Annotated in this window: 19 protein-coding genes; 10 read left to right on the top strand and 9 right to left on the bottom strand. The window is 39.3% G+C overall.

Annotation, left to right across the window (positions count from 1 at the left end; all coding sequences use genetic code 11):
• Positions 1 to 12 precede the first annotated feature (12 nt).
• Complete coding sequence (locus I6F42_RS06825; protein ID WP_024592495.1) at positions 13 to 2,247, bottom strand: ABC transporter permease subunit; 2,235 nt, start codon at positions 2,245 to 2,247, stop codon at positions 13 to 15.
• 381 nt (positions 2,248 to 2,628) lie between these two features.
• Here I6F42_RS06825 and I6F42_RS06820 point away from each other — a divergent pair, with 381 nt between their 5' ends.
• Positions 2,629 to 3,135: a glycine cleavage system protein R gene (locus I6F42_RS06820; protein ID WP_007586460.1), complete on the top strand. Its 507-nt coding sequence runs from the start codon at positions 2,629 to 2,631 to the stop codon at positions 3,133 to 3,135.
• Positions 3,136 to 3,311: 176 nt separating this feature from the next.
• Here the strand turns inward: I6F42_RS06820 and I6F42_RS06815 are convergent, their stop codons facing one another.
• From I6F42_RS06815 to I6F42_RS06785, 7 genes are all read right to left on the bottom strand, one after another.
• Positions 3,312 to 3,767, bottom strand: coding sequence for a hypothetical protein (locus I6F42_RS06815; protein ID WP_007586459.1), 456 nt, complete (start codon positions 3,765 to 3,767; stop codon positions 3,312 to 3,314).
• 200 nt (positions 3,768 to 3,967) lie between these two features.
• Positions 3,968 to 7,087 carry an efflux RND transporter permease subunit gene (locus I6F42_RS06810; RefSeq protein ID WP_007586458.1) on the bottom strand — a complete coding sequence of 1,040 codons (3,120 nt, stop codon included), beginning with the start codon at positions 7,085 to 7,087 and terminating at the stop codon, positions 3,968 to 3,970.
• 8 nt (positions 7,088 to 7,095) lie between these two features.
• A complete protein-coding gene (locus I6F42_RS06805; RefSeq protein WP_197151580.1) occupies positions 7,096 to 8,649 on the bottom strand; it encodes an efflux RND transporter periplasmic adaptor subunit in 1,554 nt (517 codons plus the stop codon).
• On the bottom strand, positions 8,639 to 10,015 hold the full coding sequence (locus I6F42_RS06800) for a TolC family protein (RefSeq protein ID WP_007586456.1): 1,377 nt from the start codon (positions 10,013 to 10,015) through the stop codon (positions 8,639 to 8,641). Before I6F42_RS06800 ends, I6F42_RS06805 begins: the two co-directional genes overlap by 11 nt.
• Positions 10,016 to 10,128: 113 nt before the next feature.
• Positions 10,129 to 10,491: a hypothetical protein gene (locus I6F42_RS06795; RefSeq protein WP_225913250.1), complete on the bottom strand. Its 363-nt coding sequence runs from the start codon at positions 10,489 to 10,491 to the stop codon at positions 10,129 to 10,131.
• 94 nt (positions 10,492 to 10,585) lie between these two features.
• Positions 10,586 to 11,200 (bottom strand): paraquat-inducible protein A, encoded by a 615-nt coding sequence (locus I6F42_RS06790; protein ID WP_007586454.1) that lies wholly within the window; start codon positions 11,198 to 11,200, stop codon positions 10,586 to 10,588.
• Positions 11,201 to 11,202: 2 nt separating this feature from the next.
• A complete protein-coding gene (locus I6F42_RS06785; protein ID WP_182194439.1) occupies positions 11,203 to 12,468 on the bottom strand; it encodes an EAL and HDOD domain-containing protein in 1,266 nt (421 codons plus the stop codon).
• Positions 12,469 to 12,935: 467 nt separating this feature from the next.
• Here I6F42_RS06785 and I6F42_RS06780 point away from each other — a divergent pair, with 467 nt between their 5' ends.
• Complete coding sequence (locus tag I6F42_RS06780) at positions 12,936 to 13,502, top strand: alkylphosphonate utilization protein (protein WP_197151578.1); 567 nt, start codon at positions 12,936 to 12,938, stop codon at positions 13,500 to 13,502.
• A 121-nt stretch (positions 13,503 to 13,623) separates the two neighbouring features.
• On the top strand, positions 13,624 to 14,442 hold the full coding sequence (locus I6F42_RS06775; RefSeq protein ID WP_101164326.1) for an META domain-containing protein: 819 nt from the start codon (positions 13,624 to 13,626) through the stop codon (positions 14,440 to 14,442).
• Positions 14,443 to 14,547: 105 nt separating this feature from the next.
• Here the strand turns inward: I6F42_RS06775 and I6F42_RS06770 are convergent, their stop codons facing one another.
• Positions 14,548 to 15,387 (bottom strand): 23S rRNA (adenine(2030)-N(6))-methyltransferase RlmJ, encoded by an 840-nt coding sequence (locus I6F42_RS06770; RefSeq protein ID WP_197151576.1) that lies wholly within the window; start codon positions 15,385 to 15,387, stop codon positions 14,548 to 14,550.
• A gap of 238 nt (positions 15,388 to 15,625) precedes the next feature.
• On the opposite strand from I6F42_RS06770, the gene I6F42_RS06765 reads away from it, so the two are divergent.
• From I6F42_RS06765 to I6F42_RS06735, 7 genes are all read left to right on the top strand, one after another.
• Entirely contained in the window at positions 15,626 to 15,856 is a 231-nt protein-coding gene (locus I6F42_RS06765) for a hypothetical protein (protein ID WP_007586448.1), read from the top strand.
• Complete coding sequence (locus tag I6F42_RS06760; protein WP_002957856.1) at positions 15,856 to 16,161, top strand: cell division protein ZapA; 306 nt, start codon at positions 15,856 to 15,858, stop codon at positions 16,159 to 16,161. Before I6F42_RS06765 ends, I6F42_RS06760 begins: the two co-directional genes overlap by 1 nt.
• Before the next feature lie 63 nt (positions 16,162 to 16,224).
• Positions 16,225 to 17,247, top strand: coding sequence for an MBL fold metallo-hydrolase (locus I6F42_RS06755; RefSeq protein WP_197151574.1), 1,023 nt, complete (start codon positions 16,225 to 16,227; stop codon positions 17,245 to 17,247).
• A gap of 55 nt (positions 17,248 to 17,302) precedes the next feature.
• Complete coding sequence (locus I6F42_RS06750; protein WP_197151571.1) at positions 17,303 to 18,772, top strand: LysM peptidoglycan-binding domain-containing protein; 1,470 nt, start codon at positions 17,303 to 17,305, stop codon at positions 18,770 to 18,772.
• Between the two features lie 66 nt (positions 18,773 to 18,838).
• Positions 18,839 to 19,327, top strand: coding sequence for a peptidylprolyl isomerase (locus I6F42_RS06745; RefSeq protein WP_007586440.1), 489 nt, complete (start codon positions 18,839 to 18,841; stop codon positions 19,325 to 19,327).
• Between the two features lie 21 nt (positions 19,328 to 19,348).
• A complete protein-coding gene (locus I6F42_RS06740) occupies positions 19,349 to 20,077 on the top strand; it encodes an SDR family NAD(P)-dependent oxidoreductase (RefSeq protein ID WP_197151568.1) in 729 nt (242 codons plus the stop codon).
• A 10-nt stretch (positions 20,078 to 20,087) separates the two neighbouring features.
• Complete coding sequence (locus I6F42_RS06735; RefSeq protein WP_197151566.1) at positions 20,088 to 20,927, top strand: amidohydrolase; 840 nt, start codon at positions 20,088 to 20,090, stop codon at positions 20,925 to 20,927.
• Positions 20,928 to 20,976: the final 49 nt, after the last annotated feature.

Below are 20,976 nucleotides of genomic sequence, written 5' to 3'. Positions count from 1 at the left end.
ATGTCTCTCCGCTTACATTGAGCTGTATTTTTCACGCAGTTGCTGGCGAACAAACTCAGCGACTGTGTTAAAAATGAATGTGAATATGAATAATACAAAGGCTGCTAAGAATAATATTCTATAGTGCGAACTACCTACTTCTGACTCTGGCATTTCAACTGCAATATTTGCTGCAAGCGTACGCATACCTTGGAAAATGCTCCAATCCATAATCGGTGTATTACCGGTTGCCATAAGTACAATCATGGTTTCACCAACTGCTCGGCCAAGTCCCATCATTACCGCAGAGAAAATACCTGGACTTGCTGTTAGTAATACAACACGTATTAGTGTTTGCCACTGCGTCGCACCTAATGCTAATGAGCCATTTGATAAATGCTTTGGAACACTAAATACCGCGTCTTCTGCAATTGAGAATATAGTAGGAATAACCGCAAAACCCATCGCAATACCTACAACAAGCGAGTTACGTTGATCGAATGTCATACCTAGCTCATTTGTTAAATACTGACGTACATTGCCGTCAAACATCCAAAGTTCAACAAATTCGCTCATAGCAAACGAAAACCAACCAATAAGTAAAACGACCGGAATAAGGATGATTGAATGCGAACCATCAGGAATTCTATGGCGTATTTTTGTTGGTAATTTAGTCCAGGCTAAACCTGTCGCTAACATACCTAAAGGTAATAATATGAGTAACCCAACAATGGCAGGTAAGTGCTCTTCTATTAATGGGGCTAACCAAAGACCCGCTAAAAAACCTAAAATAACGGTTGGTAATGCTTCCATTATTTCAACGGTAGGCTTAACCACTTTACGTAATTTGCTCGACATAAAGTATGCCGTGTAAATAGCCGCCGAAAGCGCGATTGGTACAGCAAACAACATCGCATAAAGTGCTGCTTTTAATGTACCGAACGAAATTGGCACAAGTGAAAACTTAGATTCAAAGTCGTCACTGGCTGATGTTGACTGCCAAATATAACCTGGCTCTGGGTAACCTTCGTACCACACTTCTTGCCAAAGTGCTGACCAAGTAACTTCTGGGTGCTCGTTATGAATGTCTAATACTGTTAGCTTATTATCCGCTAAAATTAACGCAGCATTTGAACGTGGTGCAATTGCAAAGTTTTCTATTGCGCCTTCACTTACTTTCCCCTGCCAAAGTTTTGCTTCGCTGGTTGTGTAGTACACGCCTAGCTCACCATTATTGCCGGTAGTAAAAAAAGTACGACGGTAAAACTCAGTAAATACATTTAATTTACTTTGCTTAGTTGTTTCAAATGAGCGAATCTTTTGATATTCACGGCCTGTGTCAGTGTTTACTTCAAACCACTGCGAAACCTCACCGTTATCATTAGCAAGCATGAGTGAATTTGCGCCCGCTAGCAGTTGTGCAGATACAATATTTGCATTTTCTTCGTTAGCCGAAAGCAACTGAATTTGCTCTACATCACTTGGGTCACGCGTATCGTATACATACACTTGATTAGCAGAACGTACAAAAGTACGTGTTGTATCTGGCGACATTAATAACTCGTCTACACGTCCATTAACATCAAGTTCTGTACGCTCAACAACCCATTCTACTTCACCGGTAAACATATTCTCTTCAGCAATAAAGCTACTAAATAATACACGCTTATCTTCTGTAAGAGCTACAACCGCTGTTTTGTCTTCATAGTGACTAAATGCAAAGCGTTTAATAGCTGCACCTTGTTCATCTACTTCTAAAGCCATTTCCCCTAGAGGAAAACCTAAGCGAGGTGTTAATTTACGCTCGTTGTTTGGAAAGGTAACTAAAAATTTAGGTGCAACAACCATTACGGTGCCATCTTCTAAACCAAACGCATAATGCCCTTGAAAAGGCGCGCTTGTTGCAAAGCTTGTTGCATCACTTGGTAAATCTGCATTAAGTGTTTTGAGTTTTTTACCAAAACTACCTGACTCAACACTGTAAAAATCAACCTGACCTTGCTGACTTAGTAAATAAGCAACTTCAGTTTGCTCTTCTACACCTAAGCCTGCTATTTGCTGTGAATTAGCAACATGAAAGCTATCGCGTTTTTCTACTTTTGCTGATTCAAAAATTGGCTGTACTACATAAAGAAGGTAAAAGAATATTAATAGCAGTGCTACCAATACCATTATCCCACCTGCGGTTATGCCAAACTTGGCAAACCGATCTTTAAATAGACGGCTTCGATCCGTATTAAAAGTCGGCTTATTCGGATTTGAAGTCATCAAAACACCCTTAAATCTTAACGTTGCATAAATTATATTTCATCAAGATGACAGTAATGTTACAGCAGTAATAATAAGCACTCTAAAACAGCTTTAAATAAAACTAACGAGGGAAAAGTCTAAATTAGCTTCAAATAGGTGATTTATAAGTGAACTAAATTATAAAATAATTGGACAAAGTATTTATCGAGGTCAATACTAAAAGAGTACTTAGTAAATAATAATGACTATTAATACTGCGTATAGTCAACACAACTATATTCATTTTTTTAATTTATAATCAAAGATTTATAAAAAAGTGCAACAACACACAATTTAAATTAGACAACATACTTAATGCCTATGCATTTACTTTCTTTGGGCTTAAAAAGAGAATTATTTATGAAGCAGTTGGTTATAACTATTTTAGGGAAAGATCGCCCTGGTTTAGTAGAGAGCATCTCATCAGTCGTATTACAGAATCATGGCAACTGGCTAAGCAGTAACTTAAGCCATTTATTAGGTCATTTTGCAGGTATTATTCAACTTGAAGTTGCTGAGGAGCATTTTCAATCATTACAAAGTGCTTTAAATAAGTTACCTAAGTTAGACGTTCGTATTGAAACCGGAAACACAGAGATTGAACCATCAACACTAGAGCAAATTAATCTAGTCATAACAGGTAACGACCGTCCTGGTATTGTTCAAGAATTGGCAAGTGTAATACGCCATAAAGGCGCTAATATTACTCACTTAAATTCAAGACAGCAGAGTGCGCCTAATTGGGGTGTGCCCATTTTCAGTGCCGTAGCTACCGTTACTTTGCCAAATGGTATGGATAAAGACGAAGTTATTGAAGCGTTAGAATCAATTACAAGTGATTTAATTGTAGATACAGAAGAAGTTTAACCTCTATTTATGCGTGCCATACAACTGACACGCATACCATTTTAGTCCATCAAAATGCTCTGCGGGTTATTTAAAGCAGACATAAAATAGCTGATGCTTGCATCGGCTTATTTTAAATAATCACCTTAAAGCTAATAAGAGCGAGATAAACTCAGTAATCCCGCTCTTTTATAAAGCTACATATCCATATGACGATTAGTGCTTTGCATCATTTGCTTTATACCTTGCTTTTCAAGCTCTAGTATTTGTTGAAGCTTTTCTTGCCCACTTTCGGTTTCGGCGCGTTCAAGTAAGTATTCATATAACTCAATCACTTTTTGATGTTGCTGTGCTAAATAGCCTTGAATGACTTCTTCATCGAATTGCTGATCTTTACTAATGTCTTCAAAAGTAATTAGCTCAGGATTTTTAGCAAAATATTCATAACTGTATGTATCGAGAGTATTTATTTCAGTTATCGCTTTAAACCCGACTAAATCTTCGGCGAGTTTTTTTTCGTAATTTAGGTAGTAGTCCACCAGCATTGCATTATGTTCATCGAGTAAATCCTTTACGCTATAGAAATTAGCCGCCATTTGCGTATGAAACAAAACGGTCCAATCGTATACCTCTTTAATTGTTTTAACTTGCATGTGCATTCCTTACTTAGTTGACTGTATAGGTAATACACTGCGTAAAGCGTGCCAATTAAAAAGCTATTTAAAAACAGTTGGTTAATTTAAATATGAGTAATAACTCGCTATTTAATAGAACAACTTACAAATTATAGGTAATTTTTATAGAGCAATGCGCGGGTAGTAACAGCATTGCTCTATCGTCTTGTTGTTTTATATTATTTAAGTCCTTGTTTGCGCCACAGCAAGTAAACAGCAGGAATAACAAGTAAGGTGAGTACAATTGCACTGCCCATACCGCCAACCATAGGCGCTGCTATTCGGCTCATTACTTCGCTTCCGGTGCCTGTACCATAAAGTACAGGTAATAAACCGATAATAATTGTCGCGACAGTCATCATAACCGGGCGTACTCGAAGCCCTGCACCTTCAATAATGGCTTGCTGTAATTGCACTAAGCTAAGCGGTTTTCCGGCTTGCTCTGCTTCGAGGCATTTTTCTTGATAGGCTTGGTTTAAATACACCAACATAATGACCCCTATTTCTACCGCAACACCGGCTAAGGCAATAAAGCCTACACCTACTGCAACTGAAAAGTTAAAGCCCTCTAAATACATCAGCCATACGCCACCAATCATTGCCAGTGGCAACGTAGCCATAATAATAGTGACCTCAGCAAAGCTTCTAAAATTAAGGTAAAGCAATACAATAATAATCGCTAATGTAAGAGGTAATACATAAGTCAGTTTGTCTTTAGCGCGCTGCATGTATTCATACTGCCCAGCCCACGTAATTGAGTAGCCAGCAGGTAGTATTAGGTCTTTATCGAGCACTTGCTGAGCGTGCTCAACGTAAGTACCAATATCAACGCCATCTATATCAATAAAACTCCAACCGTTTAAACGTGCATTTTCGCTTTTTATACCAGGCGGTCCATCTTCAATAAATACATCGGCTACATCACCAAGTGCTATACGCTGCCCTGTAGGCGTTACAATAGGTAACAACATTAACTCTTCTGGCGAGTCTCTGTATGCTTGCGGATAACGTAAATTAACAGGGTAACGCTCTTGCCCTTCTACCGTTTGTGTTACGTTTGTACCACCTATTGCAGTAGATACAACTTGCTGTACGTCGCTAATGTTTAAGCTATAACGCGCGGCTTTTTCACGATTTATATCTACTTTTATATAACGTCCACCGGCTACTCGCTCTGAATAAACCGATGCAGTGCCTTGCACATCTTTTAAAAGCACTTCTATTTGTTGACCAATTTTTTGAATTTCACTCAACTTTGGTCCCGCAACTTTAATGCCCACGGGAGTTTTAATACCGGTTGCGAGCATATCAATACGTGTTTTAATTGGCATCACCCACGCATTAGTTAGCCCCGGAAACTTAACCAAACCGTCGAGTTCTTTTTTAAGTTTTTCAAGCGTCATACCCTCGCGCCACTCGTCTTTTGGTTTTAACTGAATAAACGTCTCTATCATTGTAAGCGGCGCAGGATCTGTTGCAGTTTCTGCTCGCCCAACTTTACCAAATACTGTTTTAACCTCGGGTACTGTGGCAATTAACTTGTCGGTTTGCTGTAGTATTTCGCGCGCTTTACCTACCGATAAACCAGGATACGTTGTGGGCATATACATTAAATCGCCCTCATCGAGTGGCGGAATAAATTCACTGCCTATTTTATTTACCGGGTAAAAGCCAATAACAGAAACAACCACCGCGAGTACCAATGTCATTTTTGGAAATTTAAGCACCCAGTTAAGTAGTGGACGATACGCTGCGACGAGTAATCGGTTAACTGGATTTTTTTGCTCCGAAATAACTTTACCTCTAATAAAGTAACCCATCAATACCGGCACTAAGGTAATCGCAAGCCCTGCAGACGCAGCCATAGCATAAGTTTTAGTGTAAGCCAGTGGCGCAAACATACGTCCTTCTTGCGCTTCTAAAATAAATACCGGCATAAAGCTGACGGTAATAATTAATAAACTAAAAAATAATGCAGGTCCTACTTCACTCGCCGATTTAGCCACAACTTCCCAGCGGTTTTCGTTGGTAAGAGGGGTTTTTTCCATATGTTTATGCATATTTTCAATCATGACGATAGCACCGTCAGTCATTGCGCCTATCGCTATTGCAATTCCTCCTAAAGACATAATATTGGCGTTAATCCCCTGCCAATACATAATTATAAATGCCGTTAAAATTCCAAGCGGTAATGTAATAATCGCCACCAGCGATGAGCGCACATGAAACAAAAACACTACACACACTAAGGCAACTACAATAAGCTCTTCAATTAGCTTACTTGTTAAATTATCTACCGCGTTATTTATTAAGTTGGAGCGATCGTACACAGGGACTATTTCAACGCCCTCTGGCAATCCCTTTTTAAGCGATTCTAATTTTGCTTTTACAAGCTCAATGGTTTTTTGTGCATTTTCGCCATAGCGCATAATAACAATGCCGCCGGTTACCTCGCCTTCACCATTCAGTTCTGCAATACCACGGCGCATTTGCGGTCCGACTCTAATATCGGCTACATCACGCAATTGCAGCGCAGTACCGTTGGCGTTTACACCAAGCGGAATAGCTTCCAAGTCGGCAACACTCTTAATGTAGCCTGTGCTTGTTACCATGTATTCTGCTTCAGCCATTTCAACTACTGAGGCACCCATCTCTTGGTTGCCTTGTTGAATAGCGGTTTGAATGAGGCTAAGCGGAATACCATATGCGCGTAATTTATCGGGCTCTACATTGACTTGGTATTGCTTAACCATGCCACCAACAGCAGCCACTTCAGATACACCGGGCACAGTTTGTAGCTCAAACTTTAAAAACCAATCTTGTAAGCTTCGTAACTGACTAATATCGTGTTTATTTGTTTTATCAATTAGTGCGTATAAGTAAATCCAACCTACGCCTGTTGCATCAGGGCCAAGCTCTGGCGTAGCGCTATCGGGTAATCTACTCGCTACTTGGCTTAGGTATTCTTGTACTCGGCTACGCGCCCAATACAAATCAGTTTTTTCATCAAAAATAACGTAAACGTACGAGTCTCCAAAAAACGAAAAACCCCTTACAGTTTGTGCACCCGGCACAGAAAGCATTGCTGTGGTGAGCGGAAATGTAACTTGGTCTTGCACTACTTGCGGCGCTTGCCCCGGGTAAGTGGTTTTTATAATGACCTGAACATCAGATAAGTCAGGCAAGGCATCCACTGGAGTATTTTTTACAGCAAACAACCCTCCACCCAGTAAAATTAATGTAAGCAACAACACAAAAAAGCGATTGCTAACAGACCAGCGAATAATGGCAGTTATCATAATGGCTCCTAGTGAGAACTATGTTGCATAGTAGAATGATCAATCGGCTCTGCGTTTTGCGCTTTAGTAATTACAAATTCATCGTTAATAATGCTAAAAGTAAAATTAATATACTGGGCATTTTCAAACTTAGTAACATCAATATCTGGCGCTAATACAAAGTCCATTGTGGCGGGTTCTCGATTCCATTTTTCAATGGCTTCTCGGCTAATATTAATAATGCGATTTTGTATATCTATGGCATTAATAGTGCCGTTAACCGTGGCGTTTTGTGGCTGCATATCCATGTTCATATTTGAGTCTGAACCAGAATCCGAACTCATACCTGAGCTAATACTAGAACTAGGCATTTCCATTCGTTTAAAGTCGGAGCTTTTACTCGATTCAGAGTCTATTAAAAATTGCGCTGAAGTCACTACCGTGTCACCTGTCATTACACCTGACAAAATGACCGCTTCATTACTATTAATTTGCCCAACTTCAACTTCTATTGATTTAAAACGACCCTCACCTAATGCAATAACCACGCGGTTTTGATGCTGCGTGCGGATTACCGCTTCTTTAGGGACTGTAAATTGCGCCTTACTCGCTTTAGCGTGAATGCTCACTTGTGCAAACATATTTGGTTTTAACCGATGATCTGCATTTTCAAACCTAAGCCTTACACGCAGAGTCCGGTTTTTAGCATCAAGCGCGGGGTAAATGTAATCAACCTTACCTTCCCACTTTTGACCTTTTAAGTAATCAAGCGTCATTGTAACGGGCAACCCAACACTCACTTGTTCTGATTGGCGCTCGAACACTTCCGCCTCTACCCAAATTTCATCAAGCTGGGCAATACTCATCATTGATGTGCCTGGTTTAACGTAAAAGCCTTCTCGTACTGTTAGCTCATCTACCACACCACTTTGCTTTGCGTAAAAAGTAATATTTTGCATTATCTTTTTATTTTTTTGTAAGCGCTCGATAAATCCATCAGACACATTTAACGACTCTAAACGCGCCTTTGCAGCGCGAATTAACACGGTATTATTACGATTAACCGCCAATAAAAGCTCTTCCTGTGCGTTCACCAATTGTGGTGAATACAATGTATATAAAGGCTCACCGGCTTTAACTTCTGCGCCTTGTGCTTTAACATATAAACTTTCAATCCAGCCTTCTACACGCGGATGAATGTGAATAAGTTGGTCTTGGTTATATTGCACATAACCCACAGTATTTATATCGCTGTGAAGTGTTTTAAGCTCTACTTTGGCGGTTCTTACGCCAAAGTTATTAACGACTGCAGGCGAAATAGTTACAGCGCCAGGTCCATCCTGAGCGTTGCTAGCGTTTTCATACACAGGGACTAAATCCATTCCCATTGGAGAAAGCCCTGGCGTGTCACGCCTGTAATTACTATCCATAGGGGCTACCCAATATAAGGGCTGTTTGTCAGTGTTTTGTTGTTCATTCATTGCCGAGTTGCTAGGTAAAAATTGCATTACTAAGCCGCCTATTAACCCAAAGGCGCCTGCGCCAACTAAGGCGGCAACAAGTAACTTTAAATTAGTATTCATTGTGTAATTCTCCAGTTTGCTCGCTCATTACTTGGGGGTCTAAGCTACTTGCATAATAATTAAGGCGGGCGGTAATAATATGTTGATCTACTTGAATATTCAGTGCATCAATTTTGGCGTTAAGTTCACTAATGCGCGCGCGCATCACGTCAGAAAAATCCCCGTCGTCGCGTGTATAAGCATTAAGTGTTGCCTGAGATTGCTCTGACATTTGCGGTAATAACGTATTTTGATAAAGCGCATCGCGTTTTTGCAAACGAGCGAGTTGGCTAAACTCCTTAAAGTACATGCCTTTGAGTTTTTGAAGCGCCACCAGCTTTTGTGTTTTAGTAGCTTCTGCACTCGCAATAGCCGATTTAACCTGTTGATCTTGTCTGTTATCAGTAAACAATGGCAAATCAATACTAAACCCTACAGAGAGTAAATCAGCTCGCGACTCACCCATCGGGGTATCATCTCGGTAACCATAACCCACATTAACGCCCATCTGAGGTTTGTAGCTTTGCTTAGCGAGTGCAACTTCGGTTTGCTTTGCCGTTACGGTTTTATCTATCGCAATAATTGCGGGATGCGTCATAAGCAACTGTATTAGCTCATCAAATTCAAGGCTCGCAAAATCAACCAGCCCTGCGGTTTTAGTAAACTCAGTATTTAAAGGCTGCATAAGCATATTCATAGGTAACCACTGTGCTAAACGGTTTTTAGCACTTTCAAATTGCTGCTCAAGCATAACTAGCTTATCTTCAAGACGGGTGAGTTCTAATTGCGCACGAATAATATCTTGCTGACGTGTTTTACCTAAGGTGCTTGCGTAGCTTGCTTCGGTAATGTCAATAAGTTGAGTAAATAGCCCTTTATCTAGCTCAATTAAAGCAATACTTCGCTGAGCACGATACGCGTTTAACCACGACTCAATCACAATTGCTTTTACTTGTGCTAAGCGATCGGCGCGCTGCCAAGGGTATTGTTGAGCAGACTGTGCTAATGCTTTTTGTCTAAGCGCTAAACTATTCCCTCGGCTAAACTTTTGGCTCAAATCAACTTTAAGCTGCGTCATCCCTTCTTGATCAAACGCATAACCGTTAGTAGGTAAGTTGAGTAAGCCAACCGTTAAAACAGGATCGGGTAAGGTGCCAGCGGCAATGCTTTGCGCTATTGCTGCATCTTCTTGGTAGCCACTCGCTTTTAGCCATGGCTCATGCGTTAGCGCATAATTAAGCGCTTGCGTTAAGCTAAGCGTTTGCTCATTACTAGTTTGCTTTAGTGTTTCGGTATTTAGGTTATTTTGATTGTTTTGCGCATTAACAGCTGTGCTAAATAACACAACACTACATAATACGACTTTAATACTTACAGCGTGGTTCATCACCGGCTCCATCTAAAAAATAAAAGAAAATCTTAAATTAGGAAGCAAAAAAGGTGTTTAGGAGTTACCAATAAACGGGGTTACCGCAATTTTTACATACACCTATCCTGCTATTAAGCAGACATAGGAGGGCGGTAGAGTGAACGAGGTATATTAATTTGTGTAGTAAATACACGTACATTTACTTTTTCAGATTCAAGTAAAGTAACGCTAAATAAAGTATCAACATTAAGCATTGAGTTAGCAGCGCAGCCACTCATAGGGCATTTACAGTCATTTTGTGGCGTACTTTCGTCGTCGCAACAATCCATCTGCATCATATTTTCAGACATGCTAACGACAGCTGTTGCATCACTACTTTGTGTCATTGGCATTTGGGCATGCGTTGCTGTCTTAGTTGGCATATGTGGCATTTCGCATACCATAGCGACAGACGCAACTGCCTGACCCACAAAAGTGAGCAGTAAAGTTATCATGAGTAAACTAGAGTAAAAACGTTGCAACATTATGCCTTTTAATAAACTTTAAAATGATTGTAAGGTAACCTAACGGCAACCACAAATACTTTAATTATGTAGACTGCGGTTTAGCAGGTGTTTTAATTAAGTTACTCGCGATAATTGCAAATATACAATATGCGCTAAAATACCAAAACCCTTCACCAAATTGTGCATTCATAACAAGTAGCTCGCCACTTTTACCATGGGCGTTACCTGCTAAGTAAGTCACTATTAATGCAATAACAAATACATCAACCATGCTCCACTTACTTAATGCACAAATAACCAGACCGAGCTTTTGCTTAAACCCATTCAAAGGTAGGCAACAATAAAGCAACTGTAATAATAGCTTTAAGCTTGGAATAACAATAGAAAACAACCCCACTAAAGCGGCTACAAATAAATTATTATTGCTAGCAAGCTCTTTAACTGTACCTAAAATACTTTGTGTTTTGTTATAGGCGCTAATCTCACCTTCTAACTTATCAAGCCCTAGCATGTTCGAGAACATCATTAGCATACTGCGAGTTCGACCATCGCCCTCTTCAGCCAGCATTTCAATACCCGCTTGCGCTAGTTTTGATTTATCTATGTTGCCCTCTATTGTTAATACTGGTTTTGTAATACCAGGAAACAATAAACAAAGAGCAACCACTACACTTATAACCGACAACCAATTACGCATATTTATTCTGCTATTGCCTCAATAATGTCGTCACTGTATAAAACAGCATCCAGTAAAAAATTAAATATATGCCCAACATGTTGTTCGGGATTTATTTTAGCTAGTTGAACCATCGCCTTATCAATATTATCTACTTCAAACTCTTTTATTAGCGATAAACACTCACCTAAAGTGCCTTTTTCAAGTAGTAACGCATCAGATATTGCAGCATCTAAAGTAAACTCTTTAACTATGTCTTTTAAATCGCCATCTAAAATGGCATCAAGCACAGAAAACAAACCCACTAGATAGCCTTGCTCAGTCAGTTCTTTATTATTTTGCTCTAAAATAAGCGACATAAATTGTGCCCGAGTTAAAGCAAGCTTAGTTAACTCAGTTGGTTTTTCGACCCCCAACTCACTAATTGCTAATACACGAACAAATTGCCTTATTGTATCTTCACCTAAATAAATAACCGCTTGTGAAATAGAAGTAATAACTAAATTTGCTTTGCCTGAACGCGCGTTAGCTAGCTTTAAAACCCTGGCTGTTATGGCTACATCTCTGGCCACTCGTTGATGAACTTCTTTAAAGCAAAGTGTTTGTTTTGCTGTAAAACGCAATAGATCAAAAACAGTTAACTTTGAAGGCTCTACACCTTTATACGTAATCATTTCTGGGCGAGAAAAAAAGAACCCCTGAAATAAATCACAGCCTGCCAATTTTAATATATTAAATTGTTCATGCGTCTCTATTCGTTCAACAATTATTTTTGCATGTGGATTTGCGCGTTTTATTTTTTTAATGCGCATATTGGTTTTAATAACCGGATCATCTATCTCAATTTTTATGTAATCAACATGTGCTAATAGTGGCTCCCATTTTGGATCGCCATCGTAATCATCAAGTGCAAAAACATACCCTTCTTTTTTAAGTTCTTGCACACGCTCAGCAACCGCAGGAATATTACCCGTGCGCTCTACTATTTCAATAACACTATTTTCTGGCAATAAAAGTTTGGGAAAGTTATCGAGAATAGTTTCTGATGACAAGTTTATAAAAGCTAAATGATGCGCGGTAAGTCTATCTAAACCTACCAACATTAATGCATTAAAAAACAGGCGGCTTGTCGCATGCACATCAGAAGTGCCCACAGGAAACGCATTATTGGCTGAATCTCGATAGAGTAGTTCGTATGAGAAAACATTCTGATCTATATCAAAAATAGGTTGCCGGGCGACAAACTGAGTTATTTTTTGTACCTCATCAGGTATGTTATTTAATTTCACTTGGCTCTAAACCTATAAATAAGAGATGGCAAAACAGCCAATAATACGTGTACTTTAATGCAACTCGCATAAGATAAACATAGTAACCATTACAAAACAGCTAAAACTACACAATACTCATATAATAACTTTAATATAAAAGGTGGAGCTTTGACCAACTTTTTTCAGATATTAAAAGTTTGTCTTTTGCTATTTATATTTTCAACTTTAGCAAAGCCTAACACCACGCCCTTAAAATATAATGTGGGTGCATCTGGCAACCATTATCCATTTTATACAAACGATTCAGCCAAACCAGGCATTCCCCCCGGAATAATCAAAAAAGCACTCAAGGCTATATAAAAAGTATTAAAGATAAGTGTATGAGTAATATACCCACACAAAATTAAGGGACTAATGGCGCAGAGCTCGTGTTTTGGAGTATAATAGCAGCAAATGTTAACTCGACCAGAATCAGAAAGAGCCCCATGAGTATTGAAAAAGCCTTAATCGAACGTAGTAATAATCAATGTGAATTGTGTGCAGCCACCGAGAACTTATCTGTTTATGAAGTACCACCGGTAACTGAAACCCACTCAGATAAATGTATTTACACGTGTCAAACATGTAAAAATCAAATCGAGAATAACAGCGAAATAATGCCTACACATTGGCACTGTTTAAACGATAGCATGTGGAGCCAAACTCCTGCAGTACAAGTTGTAGCTTACAGAATGCTTTCGCGTTTAGCGCCTGATAATGGCTGGGCACAAGATGCGCTAGACATGATTTACCTTGAAGAAGACACGCTAACCTGGGCTAAAAAAGCACTTGCCGAAGATGACGATTTAAAGCATGTAGATAGTAACGGTGTAGTACTTCAAGCAGGCGATACTGTTACCCTAATTAAAGACTTAGACGTTAAAGGCAGTAGCCTTACCGCTAAACGTGGAACAGCTGTTCGTAATATTGGCCTAACCAGCAACCCTGAACATATTGAAGGGCGAGTTGACGGCCAGCGCATTGTTATTTTAACTAAGTTTGTTAAAAAATAATCGTTTGTTTTTAATTATTAAAGGCGCTAATGCGCCTTTTTTTATGTTTAAAATAAGTTAAGGAATGATTAAGTAACTAGGTAATACACTAAGGACATAATATTGAGTAAGGATAACCAACATGGAAAAGCATCAAGCAGTATCTTCGCGTAAAAAGGCAGTTGCAGGGATTGGCTTATTGGCGCTTAGCGCTTTTGCAGTAACTGGCTGCGGTGAGCAAACTAAATCGACTGAAAACACAGAAATTGCAGAAGCAATAACCAGCCTAACTATCCAAGCTAGCTACAAAGATCGCAGTATGCTTCGCCCTGGCTCGCAATTAATAGTTACGCTTTCCAATGTATCTAAAATGGATGTAAAAGCCGATATAATCACACAAGAAGTGATTGATGTAACCCAAGCCCCGCCATTTACCGTTGAGCTAATTTATGATGCCAGCAAAATTAGCGATAAACATCGCTATAGCCTAAGCGCCAGAATTATAAATAAAGACAAAGTGCTTTACACAAGTACAACAAATCATGACCCGTTTGCAGAATCACAGTTAACTACCCCCTATAAAATTGAGCTTTCAAAAGTGTCGACTCAAAAACCCGATGTAACACTCACAAATACTTACTGGAAAGCAATAACAATAAATGCTCAAACTGTGAATGTTACAACTAAAGAACCATTCATTCAGTTCAATAAAGACCACCGCGTTAATGGCTTTTTAGGCTGTAATAATTTTAGCGGAAGCTATAGCACCGAGCAGCAAACAATTACACTTAGTCAGCTAGCAAGTACAAAAAAGATGTGCTCGGATAATATGAGCCAAGAAGCGGCTATGTCTGACGTACTTAGCAAAACTTCAAAGTGGGAAATAACAGGTGAATCACTAAAACTTAAAAACAGTCGCGGTAATACGCTTGCTACTTTTAGTGCGGTTTATTTTAATTAATATTTAGCTCCCTTATATATATTACCTAACACATTCGTATTGATTTTAAATAAAATGCCCAGCAAAGCTGGGCATTTTATTATTCGTTATAAGCGCTATTTAAAGTTACTCATCAACGAGTTGTTCACTTCTGTAAAAACCACTTGGCTCACTTAACAAACTAACAAGTTCAGGCATTATTGCATCTATTGTTTGCTTTAGCTTCCATGGAGGATTAATTACAATCATGCCCGATGCTGTCATACCGTGTACGTCAGTATCGGCTTCAGTGCCTAATTCAAATAACTGAATGTTGCGCATTCCTGAATCAATTAAGCCCTGCTCCATATTATCAATGCGCTCTCTATCTACAACCGGATACCAAATCATGTAAGTACCTGTAGCAAAACGCTGATGAGCTTTAACTAAGGTTTTTACAACCGTTTCGTAGTCATCTTTAATTTCGTATGGAGGATCAATTAACACACACGCTCTGCGAGATGCTGGTGGTAACAAACCAACTAAACCTGCAAAACCATCCTCTCCACGTACACGAATAGATCGCTTACCTTGCATGTTTTCTTCAAGTAATAATAAATCGCGCGGGTGCAGTTCAAAAAACCAACCCTTATCTTGGCGGCGTAAGTAGTGCTCTGCAATTTTTGGTGAACCTGGATAAAACGCAAGTTCGTCAGTGTCGTTAAATGACTTAATTAATTCAATGTATTCATTAAGCTCAGCATGCTCACTTTTATGATGCCAAAGTTTTTCAATACCATCTTGATACTCTTGCGTTTTTTGCGCATCGGCAGCTGCAAGTTCAAAAAAGCCAGCACCTGAATGTGTGTCTATATAATCAAGCGGTTTATCTTTAATTGTTTGATAATTTAGCACTTGTGCCAGTACTAAGTGTTTAAGTACATCGGCAGGATTACCCGCATGAAATGAGTGTCTGTAACTAAGCATTATTTATTTTCGCCATACGCAATTTAATATCGTAAGTGAACCATAAGCACTAGGCTTTGGCAACTTACACCAAGATAAGAGAGTGTTTAAGTGAACCATTTCTGAATGAAAAAGCCCATATGCTGAATTATCCCTTAACGCAAAAGAAAAATCAGCTAAAACCACCGTAAATGCTGGCAAATCAACACACTTTGCTTTACATTTGCATGACATTAATTACAGTTATATGAGCGCCTTTATGAATAACACTACTCTTCAACAACTCGAACAACTGATCGATTCTTTAATCGAACGTAATAACCAATTACAAACAGATGTTGTTACTTTAAAAGAACAGAACACTAAACTAAGCGATGACAACGAATTGCTACAACTTGAAGCTTTAGAAAATGAAGAAAAGCAAAAAGATGCCAGCACTACTTTATCTGGTCTTCTTGATAAGTTACAAAGCGCACAACAGGCTAGCTAATGTCTGAGCTGCAAAACCAGCGGGTCACTGTTGAGTTGCTAGGTAAAGAGCAGCAATTTGCTTGCCCTGAAGGGCAGGAAGATGCATTAATAGCAGCAGCTAAAAATCTAAATGACTTAGTTGAGCAAATGAAGCAACGCTCAACCGTTAGAAACGATCAAAAAGCCCTACTAATGGCAGCATTAAACTTAAGCCACGAATTGCTAGAAGCAAAAACACAGGCTACAGTTGAACAACAGCATCAAGACCAATTGATTGATAAACTCAGTCAGCATTTGGCAAATGACCCCAAACACCAAAAATAAAAAGCGCATACTGCGCTTTTTGTTTATTATTAAAGTAATTAAACATCAGCGTAGAGATAATAAATGAAGTTAAAACTTTCAAACATAGCCTCTTCATGTAAGCACTTACTATTAGCATGCACTTTATTATCAATAGTACCTAGCACCTATGCTGCCGTCACTTGGAATACAATAAACCCTCATATTCAGTTTTTAAAGCAACAAGACAAGCTTCGCTTTTACGACTCTAACCAAGTATTAATTGAAGGCGAGAAATGTACCTTACTTGTTGATACGAGCGCCAATTTCGCTGCAGTTGAACAACTTGCTGAAGATTTAAAGAAACGCCTTAAAACACCTTTATGCTATTTAGTGGCTACCCACTACCATGACGATCACTTGCTAGGTATGGCGGTTATGCAAAATTTTTACCCTGATGCTAAGCTCATTGTTCATCAGCAGGTAAATAAAAATTTTAACCTTTATCAAACAGCATATACCGACAAACTAGACACGTATGAAAAGAGCATTGAGCTGAGCTACCAACGATTAGCGAATGTGCCCAAAGAAGAGCAAGCTAAATGGCGAAATAAGTTAGAGCTTGCAAAAAAACGACTTTTTCGCTGGCAGGAGTATCAGCTTAGCAAACCCGAAATAGTAATTGATAGTCGTAGAGTTATCGACCTTGGTGATTTTGAGGTAACGCTTGAGCCGCAACAAGCCCATACTAACGGCGATTTAACTATTACTACTAATAATGGCAGTGTGCTTATTGGTGGCGATATCGTTGACTGGCTTCCTTACCCTGGACACGGTGAACTTAAAAGTTGGCAAGCGTTGCTTAAGCAATATATTAACGACGAAAAGCTCACTATTATTTTACCTGGGCACGGCGGCACATTAACAAAAGAGCAGCTGAAACAGCCACTATCATTTTTAACAGCTATAACAGAGCACGTTAAAAATAATAAAGATCAAAGTATTGAGCAGTTAATGCTATCGTTTCCTGAATCAGTTATTGAGCCTTATAAACAAGAAACGCTTAATATAAAATCGAGCAACTTCTTTTTACAAGCTGGCCTAAATCGCGCAAAAAGCGCAGAATAACTCAACACAACGGATTGTGTTAAAATAATAAAAGGAATTTACAAAAGTGATCACTATGCGCAGTTTGGTTTTATGTTGTTTGGTTATTTTGTTATTTGGTTGTCAATCAACGGAGCAAGAACCACAAGAAGCTCCACAAATATTTACTCATTTTGAGCCTGACTATACTTATGATATTGATGATGAAGTAGCTCAAACGCCCCAAGTTAGTGAGCACGTTACGCCACTTCAATTCAAAAAAACAATCGTAAAAAAGCGCCCACCAAAAACCACCGATTTGTGGGTTCATATAGCCAACAATCTACACTTTACGGTTTATCAAAATCGCGCGTTAAAAAAGCGTATCAGCTGGTACGCAAAGCAACCTAACTACTTACAAACTGTGAGTAAGCGCGCAGCGCCTTACCTGTATCATATCGTAAAAAAAATTGAGCAAAAGCAATTACCTATGGAGCTCGCTTTACTACCATTTGTAGAAAGCGATTTTAGACCAACGATAGCCTCATCACAGCAAGCTGTTGGTGTTTGGCAATTAGTTGGCGCAACAGCGCATCACTTTGGAGTTAAGTCAGACCAATGGTACGACGGTCGCCAAGACGTACTTGCTTCAACCGATGCAGCGCTTGATTACTTAAGCTACTTACATAAACGCTTTGATGGTAATTGGCTACATGCTTTGGCTGCTTATAACAGTGGTGAGGGCCGCGTTAAACGCGCAATCGAAAAAAACAAAAAGCGCGGTAAAAGCACCGATTACTGGTCACTCAGTCTGCCAAAAGAAACCGCCGACTACGTACCCAAGTTACTCGCTTTAAGCTATTTAGTTAAGCACCCACAAAAGGGCATTAAACGCCCAAAGCTTGCATATAAGCCATTTACAACACAGATGAATATAGGCCAGCAGTTCGACTTTTCAGTCATCGCTAAGCTCTCTGGTATAGGTTCAAAGCAGTTACACGCGATTAATCAGGGATATTTAAAAAATCAAAGCTCACCTAACGGGCCGCATACTTTACTGCTGCCTATAGGGCAAGAGGCCTTATTAAAAAGTCAGTTTTTTAAATCAAACTTTGCTGGAGAGTACATCGTTAAACAAAACGACACGCTTTACGGTATTGCTAGACGTTTTAGTATGTCGGTAAAAGCTTTAAAACAACTTAATAACAAAAATAATAATTTAATAGGCGTTGGAGAAAAGTTATTAGTTGGACAACCTAAAACCCTGCCAAGCACATTAACAGTTGATTACAAAATTAGCCCTTATTTAGAACACCAAGAGATTGCGATTCCCACCATTGAAATAGATTACGAAGTTAAGTCGGGCGATAGCCTTTGGAGTATAAGTCAGCTTTACGATGTACCCCATAGCGACTTGGCAAAATGGAACAAACTCTCTGCATCGAGCATTTTAAAGCCTGGTACTCAATTAGTACTGTTTATACCACAGGCTGAAAAGCAAAAAGCAGCCCCAACAAAAAAAGATTTTCTGCTAAATTTACAAAAAACGCTAAATCAGCCACGTTAAGTTTATAAACAAGTATATTTCGCGTAAAATTGCGCCCTAACATAGTTATTATTTTAAGAGACAAGCATGCAAATTAGCAAAAATTCAGCAGTTGAATTTCATTACACCCTTAGCGAAGCGGGCGAGCAAATTGAAAGTAGCACAAACGAAGCGCCACTTACTTACATTCATGGCAGCGAAGGCATGCTTCCTGGTTTAGAAAAAGCACTTGAAGGCAAAGAAGCTGGCGAAAAATTTAGTGTAACTCTAGAGCCAAGTGAATCATACGGCGAGCGTGTTGATGACTTAATTCAGCGTATTCCGCTTAAGCATCTACAAGGCGATGTTAAAGTATGGAAACCTGGTATGACAGCAATGGTTAGCTCTAACCAAGGTCGTCATCAGGTTACTATTGTTAAGGTTGGTCGTTTTAACGCAGATTGTGATTTAAACCACCCATTTGCTGGTAAAACGCTAACGTTTGACGTTGAAGTTATATCGGTACGTGAAGCAACAAGTGAAGAAGTTTCTCACGGACATGTGCACGCTGAAGGCGGCTGTGGTCACTCTCACTAGTTAGCAATAAAGGAAGTAAGTATGTCTAAAGTTGCAGTCGTTACAGGTGGTACAAAAGGTATTGGCTTAGCCGTAGTAAAGCGTTTGCTAAACAATGGCTATGAAGTACATAACCTTGATATAGAGCTGAGCGAAATCGGTATATTTCATCAGTGTGATGTAAGTGATGTATCGGCGGTAAAAAGCTGTATCAACGCTATCTGTGAACAAAGCAAACGTATTGATGTACTTGTTTCTAATGCTGGAAAACACTTAAGCGCAAATATAGAAAGCACCGACGAGCAAACTCTCGATGCACTTTTTGCGCTTAATGTTAAAGGCGCTTATGCCGCAATACAAAGCGTATTGCCAAGCATGAAAGCGCAAAATGGCGGCGCTATTATATTAGTCGCTTCCGATCAGGCAATTATAGGTAAGCAAAACTCTTTTGCGTATAACCTAACAAAACATGCCCTTGCCTCAATGGCTAAAACAACAGCGCTTGATTACGCGGGTTTTAATATTAGAGCAAATGCGGTATGCCCTGGCACAATAGAAACCCCGCTATTTCATAACGCGATAGATGCGTACTGCGCAAAAAGTGGCGTAAACAAAGCTGAAATAGTTGCCGAGGAAGCAAGTCTTCAACCGCTTAACCGATTAGGTCAAGCCGATGAGGTTGCTGCCCTTGTGAGCTTTTTAGTAAGCGACGATGCCAGCTTTATTACTGGCAGCCTACAAAGCATTGACGGTGGCTACACTGCCCAATGAGTAATGTGCAATGAGCCTAAAAATTATTGACCCACACGTACACTTTTTTAATTTAGTAGAAGGTCAATACTCATGGCTACAAGGCGCTAACCCACCAGCGTGGCCAAATTTAGAAAAAATAAAACAGCCAGTAAGTGCACAGCAACTTGTTAAAAGTACTGACTTTGAGCTAGTAGGGCTTGTTCATATAGAAGCAGGGTTTGATAACACCTCCCCTATTAACGAGCTAAACTGGCTAAGCTCGCATTTAAAAAGCCTTTCATTTAAGGCTATTAGTTACACCCAAATTGACTCATCGGCTGATCAGTTTATAAACTCGTTGGAAGCTTTAGCTCATTCAAATTTATGTGGAATTAGGGATATAACCGAAGGCACTGACGCAAAGCGTTTATTAGATGCTAATAGCTTTAAAAACCTAACAACGTTATCAGATACCCAACTGCATTTTGAAGCTCAGTTTGATATTGAAAATAGCGAAATAACCAAACAAATAGCTTACTACGCTAAGCAGCTACCGCAGCTTCAAATTATAATTAATCATGCAGGACTGCCAAGTAATTTAAATGATTGGCGACAAGGTGTTGAGTTACTTGCTCAGCATGACAACATAGCAATTAAATTCTCTGGTTTTGAATTACTACAACTCACCAGCGAGCAACAAGCAGCGTGTTTTAGTTTTCTTTTTAATCACTTTGGCCAGCAGCGTATTATGTTTGCTAGCAACTTCCCTGTGTGCCAAATAAATACAAGCTACAACAATCTATGGCACTGCCATAAGGCGTTATGCTCAAACGATAAAACATGGCATGACCTTAGCTATACAAACGCTAAGCACTACTACCAAGTGTAAGTAAAACTAGTTATATTAAACTCTCTTTTTATGATAATACGGCCAATTT

This window comes from Pseudoalteromonas sp. SWYJZ12, from assembly GCF_015864395.1.
Classification (GTDB): domain Bacteria; phylum Pseudomonadota; class Gammaproteobacteria; order Enterobacterales; family Alteromonadaceae; genus Pseudoalteromonas; species Pseudoalteromonas arctica.
This window is presented reverse-complemented; position numbering and strand designations above follow the sequence as displayed.

Excerpts from the sequence above, each read along its gene's own strand:
- I6F42_RS06735 (WP_197151566.1), top strand. The coding sequence starts at position 20,088 with ATGAGCCTAAAAATTATTGACCCACACGTACACTTTTTTAATTTAGTA.
- I6F42_RS06760 (WP_002957856.1), top strand. The coding sequence starts at position 15,856 with ATGTCTGAGCTGCAAAACCAGCGGGTCACTGTTGAGTTGCTAGGTAAA.
- I6F42_RS06770 (WP_197151576.1), bottom strand. The coding sequence starts at position 15,387 with ATGCTTAGTTACAGACACTCATTTCATGCGGGTAATCCTGCCGATGTA.
- I6F42_RS06750 (WP_197151571.1), top strand. The coding sequence starts at position 17,303 with ATGCGCAGTTTGGTTTTATGTTGTTTGGTTATTTTGTTATTTGGTTGT.
- I6F42_RS06765 (WP_007586448.1), top strand. The coding sequence starts at position 15,626 with ATGAATAACACTACTCTTCAACAACTCGAACAACTGATCGATTCTTTA.
- I6F42_RS06790 (WP_007586454.1), bottom strand. The coding sequence starts at position 11,200 with ATGCGTAATTGGTTGTCGGTTATAAGTGTAGTGGTTGCTCTTTGTTTA.
- I6F42_RS06795 (WP_225913250.1), bottom strand. The coding sequence starts at position 10,491 with ATGATAACTTTACTGCTCACTTTTGTGGGTCAGGCAGTTGCGTCTGTC.
- I6F42_RS06820 (WP_007586460.1), top strand. The coding sequence starts at position 2,629 with ATGAAGCAGTTGGTTATAACTATTTTAGGGAAAGATCGCCCTGGTTTA.
- I6F42_RS06810 (WP_007586458.1), bottom strand. The coding sequence starts at position 7,087 with ATGATAACTGCCATTATTCGCTGGTCTGTTAGCAATCGCTTTTTTGTG.
- I6F42_RS06805 (WP_197151580.1), bottom strand. The coding sequence starts at position 8,649 with ATGAATACTAATTTAAAGTTACTTGTTGCCGCCTTAGTTGGCGCAGGC.
- I6F42_RS06800 (WP_007586456.1), bottom strand. The coding sequence starts at position 10,015 with ATGAACCACGCTGTAAGTATTAAAGTCGTATTATGTAGTGTTGTGTTA.
- I6F42_RS06815 (WP_007586459.1), bottom strand. The coding sequence starts at position 3,767 with ATGCAAGTTAAAACAATTAAAGAGGTATACGATTGGACCGTTTTGTTT.
- I6F42_RS06780 (WP_197151578.1), top strand. The coding sequence starts at position 12,936 with ATGAGTATTGAAAAAGCCTTAATCGAACGTAGTAATAATCAATGTGAA.
- I6F42_RS06825 (WP_024592495.1), bottom strand. The coding sequence starts at position 2,247 with ATGACTTCAAATCCGAATAAGCCGACTTTTAATACGGATCGAAGCCGT.
- I6F42_RS06775 (WP_101164326.1), top strand. The coding sequence starts at position 13,624 with ATGGAAAAGCATCAAGCAGTATCTTCGCGTAAAAAGGCAGTTGCAGGG.
- I6F42_RS06745 (WP_007586440.1), top strand. The coding sequence starts at position 18,839 with ATGCAAATTAGCAAAAATTCAGCAGTTGAATTTCATTACACCCTTAGC.
- I6F42_RS06740 (WP_197151568.1), top strand. The coding sequence starts at position 19,349 with ATGTCTAAAGTTGCAGTCGTTACAGGTGGTACAAAAGGTATTGGCTTA.
- I6F42_RS06755 (WP_197151574.1), top strand. The coding sequence starts at position 16,225 with ATGAAGTTAAAACTTTCAAACATAGCCTCTTCATGTAAGCACTTACTA.